This window comes from Pararcticibacter amylolyticus (genome assembly GCF_003130405.1).
Classification (GTDB): domain Bacteria; phylum Bacteroidota; class Bacteroidia; order Sphingobacteriales; family Sphingobacteriaceae; genus Arcticibacter; species Arcticibacter amylolyticus.
Genome location: NZ_QEAS01000006.1, coordinates 187340 through 193025 on the forward strand (window position 1 = coordinate 187340; position 5686 = coordinate 193025).

General features: G+C 47.9%; 4 protein-coding genes. 2 read left to right on the plus strand and 2 right to left on the minus strand.

Annotation, left to right across the window (positions count from 1 at the left end; all coding sequences use genetic code 11):
* Positions 1 to 19 precede the first annotated feature (19 nt).
* Together DDR33_RS08960 and DDR33_RS08965 are read left to right on the plus strand one after the other, a co-directional pair.
* Positions 20 to 1762, plus strand: a complete 1743-nt coding sequence (locus tag DDR33_RS08960; protein ID WP_109415545.1) for an ABC transporter ATP-binding protein — start codon at positions 20 to 22, stop codon at positions 1760 to 1762.
* A gap of 59 nt (positions 1763 to 1821) precedes the next feature.
* Positions 1822 to 2049 (plus strand): PLDc N-terminal domain-containing protein, encoded by a 228-nt coding sequence (locus DDR33_RS08965; RefSeq protein WP_109415433.1) that lies wholly within the window; start codon positions 1822 to 1824, stop codon positions 2047 to 2049.
* Positions 2050 to 2060: 11 nt separating this feature from the next.
* On the opposite strand, the gene DDR33_RS08970 is transcribed toward DDR33_RS08965, so the two are convergent.
* On the minus strand, positions 2061 to 3335 hold the full coding sequence (locus tag DDR33_RS08970; RefSeq protein ID WP_109415434.1) for an MFS transporter: 1275 nt from the start codon (positions 3333 to 3335) through the stop codon (positions 2061 to 2063).
* Between the two features lie 214 nt (positions 3336 to 3549).
* Positions 3550 to 5646 carry an ATP-dependent DNA helicase RecG gene (recG, locus tag DDR33_RS08975; protein WP_262509935.1) on the minus strand — a complete coding sequence of 699 codons (2097 nt, stop codon included), beginning with the start codon at positions 5644 to 5646 and terminating at the stop codon, positions 3550 to 3552.
* Positions 5647 to 5686: the final 40 nt, after the last annotated feature.

Consider the following 5686-nt stretch of genomic DNA (forward strand, 5'->3'; position numbering starts at 1 on the left):
TTTCAGAGTCTGTCAGAACGTGAAAATACTATATAATTACCTTAAAAATTATAAGGGACTGATTGCTCTCGCCCTGGGGCTGGCGGCAATCAACCAGATCTTCTCCTTTCTTGATCCCTGGGTGTTCAGGATCATCATTGACAAATACGTCACTCATTACCAAAACTATACGACTGCCGAGTTCTTTAAAGGCGCCGGGCTCCTGATTCTTGCGGCCATGGGCGTGGCGATGGTGTCGCGTATCGCCAAGAATTTCCAGGATTATTACCTGAATGTGATCACCCAGCGTCTCGGCGCAAAGATCTACTCTGACGGACTAGCTCATTCTCTTGAACTCCCTTACCAGGTATTTGAAGACCAGCGAAGCGGGGAAACTCTCGGAATCCTCCAGAAGGTACGCCTTGATTCTGAGAAGCTCATCATAGCCACTATCAATATCCTCTTTACGAGTATTATCGGCATCACCTTCGTTTTTATTTATGCTATTAATATCCACTGGCTGATAGCAGTGTTCTATATCTCGGTGATCCCTGTACTGGGCACCGTCAGCATGGTGCTGAGCCGGAAGATCAAGACGATACAGAAAAATATCGTGTCTGAGACCACTGCGCTGGCAGGTTCAACTACGGAGTCGCTCAGGAATATCGAGCTGGTGAAAAGTTTGGGCTTGTCACAGCAGGAGATCAACAGGCTGAACACCACGACTGAAAAGATCCTTGAACTGGAGCTGAAGAAGGTGAAATATGTGAGGAGCCTTAGCTTTGTGCAGGGCACACTGGTCAACCTGTTACGGAATTCCATCATCTTCCTGATGATGTACCTGATCTATGACGGCCAGATCACCATCGGGGAGTTTTTCTCTCTTTTCCTTTACTCTTTCTTCATTTTTGGTCCTCTCCAGGAACTCGGAAATATCATTAATACCTACCGGGAAACCGAAGTTTCGCTGAACAATTTTAAGAGTATCCTGAATACGCCAAGGGAACTGAAGCCATCTAACCCGGTGAAGTTTGAACATGTTGACGAGCTTCGCTTCTCCGACGTCAGCTTCAAACATTTATCGGCTAACCGGAACGCGCTTAACAACATAAGCTTCGATACCAAAAAGGGGGAAACGATTGCCTTTGTGGGCCCTTCAGGCTCGGGGAAAACAACGCTGGTAAAGCTTCTTGTCGGTCTTTACCTTCCGAAGGAAGGGCAAATCCTGTACAACAATATTCCATCTTCGGATATTAATCTTGATCATTTACGCGAAAGGATAGGCTTTGTAACACAGGACACCCAGCTTTTCTCCGGTACGATCCGTGATAACCTGCGTTTCGTAAGGCCGGGAGCGACTGATGAAGAATGCCTGGAAGTGATGCAGAAAGCAGCATGCCAGAGCCTCCTGGCCAGGGCTGATAAAGGCCTGGATACGGTGATTGGCGAAGGGGGAGTAAAAGTATCCGGTGGAGAAAAACAGAGACTTTCAATAGCCCGGGCCCTCCTGCGCAACCCTGATATACTTGTTTTTGATGAGGCGACTTCTGCACTTGACTCAATCACGGAGGAAGAAATAACGAAAACGATTCGTGATGTGTCTGTAATGGACGAGCGGATCACGATCCTGATCGCTCACAGGCTTTCTACGATTATGCATGCCGACCGGATCTTCGTGCTGGAGAAGGGGCATATTGTGGAATCAGGACGGCATGATAAGCTGATCCTGGAAAAGGGCCTCTATTATGCGATGTGGCGCCAGCAAATAGGAGAAGCAAAATAAAGTATTGGAAATAAATATTTTATGTACTACCTTCATGAAGTAATCAATGTAATCAAAATATGGCCTTCATCGGATTAGGAGTACCCGAAATCATTCTCATCGGCTTAGTAGGAGTAGTGCCCTTTGCATTAATGCTTTATTGCCTGGTCGAGATCACTCAATCGCGTTTTCGTGATAATACGACCAAACTTTTATGGGCGCTGATAGTGCTCTTCGCACCCTTCCTCGGATCACTCATTTACCTTTGGATCGGCCGCAATCAGCGTATAGCAAGCAGAAACTTCTAAAGATTCAGCAGCTAGCTGTCTTTATGAATGTCCTTCAGGCCGAGAGGGACCAGCATCTTCGTTTTGAGGTAGGTGATGGTTACGACTATTAAAGTCATGGAACCGCCAAATACCACCGCCGGAACGATTCCCATTAGCCGCGCTGTTAATCCTGACTCAAATGCTCCTATCTCATTGGAAGACCCGATAAACATCGAATTTACAGCCGAAACCCTGCCCCTCATATCGTCAGGTGTCAGAAGCTGCATAATGGTGGAGCGGATCACCACGCTTACGCTATCAAATACTCCTTCGAAAAAGAGAAACACAAGTGTGAGGTAGAAATTCGTCGACAGCCCGTAGCAAATAATGGAAAGACCGAAGCCGGTTACTGCAATTAACAGGTTGCGCCAGGGCTTATTCATGGGAGAATGACGCGCCATAATCAGCATAGTCAGAACTGCTCCGATGGCCGGCGCAGCCCTCATGAGACCAAACTGCTCTGCCCCGACATGCAGCACATCGCTGGCGATAACAGGGATCAATGCAACAGCTCCGCCGAAAAAGACCGAAAACATGTCCAGGCTCATGGCTCCAAGCATCATCCTGTTCTTAAAAACAAACCGAATCCCTACGGACAAATTATCCAGTATATTCTCGGCCGCCTTAAACTGCGGCGGCCTTTTCCTTATTAAAAACAAACAGGCAAACGCGGAGAACAGAAACACCAGGATGATAAAAAAGGTAGTGGAAACTCCTCCATAAGCATAGATCAGTCCGCCGGCAGCCGGACCTGCGATAGATGCCACCTGGTATCCGGTACTGTTCCACGTAGAAGAATTGGGATAAAGCTCCCGCGGCACCACCTGCGACATCAGTGAAAAGGTCGCAGGCCCCATAAATCCCCGGCAAATCCCGATACAGAAGATCATGACGTAGATGAGCCCCACAATATGCCCTGTTCCTATCCTTGCCGAGACAGACGGCAGCGTGATCAGGAATAATACAGTGGAGCAGGTAAACATCCCGCTTATGATCAATCTCAGGAGTTTGGTTTTTTCTGATTTGTCTGCTATATAGCCTCCATAAAGGGCAATCCCTATCGCCGGAATGGCTTCAGACAAACCGATCATTCCCAGGGAAAGAGGATCTTTTGTAAGATGATAGATATACCAACCGATCACTACTGCCTGGATCTGGTAGCCGAATGTCAGGAAAAATCTCATCGTCAGGAATGCCCTGAACTCAGGAAAGCGAAGGGCCGCATAAGGGTCCTTTCGGGGAGGCTGGGGATTGTCTGTGTCCATTTTTTAAAGCTATTAGCATTTGGCTATTAGCCGTTGGTTTTCATAGTGCAGGATCAAGGTACAAATATAGTTACTTCGTCAGGAAATCAGAAGTTGGGGGGAGGGGAAATCTGCGGGTTAAAATTATACGTGTTATTTTCTTGCGGCATTATCGGCATTGCCATAAATAACAAATCCGGAGCCGCCACTGTAAACCTGGACTAACAATTACGGATCAGGAAATTTTATTCCAGGAGATTCCGGCAGATGTCTGTATAAAATACTCTCTTAAAAGCCGGTTCTTTTCATTGCTAAGATCAGGGTCTTCCTCAAAGATTTGTATCACTTCCTGCCTGGCTTCGTGCAGAAGATGCTGATCCGTCGCCAGATCGGCCAGCTTCAGGTCGAGCACACCGCTTTGCTGTGTTCCCTCTATATTACCAGGACCGCGAAGCTGCAGATCTGTCTCTGAGATCTCGAAGCCGTCGTTTGTCCTGACCATAGTTTGCAGGCGCACCTTCCCTTCCCGGCTCAGTTTGTTGCCACTCATGAGGATACAATAGGATTGTTCTGCCCCGCGCCCTACCCTCCCTCTGAGCTGATGCAATTGAGACAGGCCAAAGCGCTCTGCATTTTCGATGATCATCACGCTGGCATTGGGAACATTTACTCCTACCTCGATGACAGTTGTAGCCACCATAATCTGGGTCTCGCCCTTTACGAAACGCTGCATTTCGAAGTCTTTATCCGCGGCCTTCATTTTGCCGTGAACGATACTGATACGGTAATCCGGGAGTGGAAACTCCCTTGCAACGGCCTCAATTCCGGCTTCCAGGTACAAAAGGTCCAGCTTCTCACTTTCCTGAATCAAGGGATAGACAATGTAAACCTGACGGCCTTTTGCGATCTCCTGCCTCATAAAGCCGAACATCCGCAGCCGCTGGCTTTCGAAAAGATGCAGGGTTTTGATCGGCTTACGTCCTTTCGGCAATTCATCGATAACAGATACATCCAGATCGCCGTAAAGCGTCATCGCCAGGGTCCGCGGAATGGGAGTCGCCGTCATCACCAAAACGTGAGGAGGCACTGTATTTTTACGCCACAGCTTAGCACGCTGTTCCACTCCAAAGCGGTGCTGTTCATCTATTACAGCAAGTCCGAGGTTCTTAAACTGCACCTCATCTACGATCAAAGCGTGAGTACCCACCAGGATGTGCAATGACCCGTCCTGCAGCGTTTCATGAAGCTTCCTGCGTTCCTTCTTTGGGGTAGAGCCGGTAAGAAGTGCAATAGTGATAAACCCTTCTCCCAGCATGCTTTTTATCGATTCATAATGCTGCCGGGCCAGAATTTCAGTCGGTGCCATCATACATGCCTGGTAACCGTTGTCTACAGCAAGCAGCATTGTCATTAAAGCCACCACCGTCTTTCCGCTTCCAACGTCCCCCTGTACAAGCCTGTTCATCTGGACTCCCTTCTGAGTGTCCTGTCTGATCTCTTTCAGCACCCTCTTCTGAGCATCCGTCAGATCAAAAGGAAGCTTTTCGGAATAGAAAGTGTTGAAATAATCCCCAACCTGTTGGAAAACTAAGCCTTTATACTTACCTGTGCGCAGCAGTTTATTGCGCAACAATTTTAACTGGATAAAAAATAACTCCTCGAACTTCAGGCGTCGCCTCGCGCGTTCAAGACTTTCCGGGTTCAAGGGGAAATGAATTTGCTGTATCGCCTCTGTCTTTCTCAGAAGCTTGTGTTTTTCCAGAAGATACCCGGGAAGGTTCTCCACGACTATGTTGGCGGCGATTTCGAGCAATGAATACTGGAGACGCTGTAAGCCCTTTGTGTCTAAAAAGGATTGCTTTAATTTCTCAGTAGAACTGTAAACCGGCTGCAGGGTAAGGTTTCCCTGTTTTCTGGAAGCAGGGTTATAAAGCTCGAGCTCCGGATGTGAAATAGAATACCGCCCGTTGAACTCGGTCGGCTTTCCGAATACGATGAATACGCTACCGGGCTGAAGCATCTTATCTGCCCAACGGATGCCCTGGAACCAGACAAGCTCCATGGTCCCGGTTTCATCGCGCAGCTGGGCGACTAAACGGCGGCCCTGCTTCTCTCCCAGCAGCTCCTTGGCTATTATGCGGCCAATGATCTGGACAGAGGGAAGATCGGCATTAATCTCCCTGATTTTGTAAAATTTAGTCCGGTCTACATACCTGAAAGGGTAGTGGTTGAGCAGGTCATTAAAAGTAAAAATGCCGAGTTCCTTCTTCAGTAACTCAGCCTTTTGCTGACCAACCCCTTTTAGATATTCTATAGGAGACTGTAAATTCACGTTAAATTGGGTTATGAGTGATGGGTTATGAGTGCATTCG

What these genes read in the sequence shown, in the direction of transcription:
- DDR33_RS08965 (WP_109415433.1), top strand. Translation starts at nt 1,822, where the DNA reads ATGGCCTTCATCGGATTAGGAGTACCCGAAATCATTCTCATCGGCTTA.
- DDR33_RS08970 (WP_109415434.1), bottom strand. Translation starts at nt 3,335, where the DNA reads ATGGACACAGACAATCCCCAGCCTCCCCGAAAGGACCCTTATGCGGCC.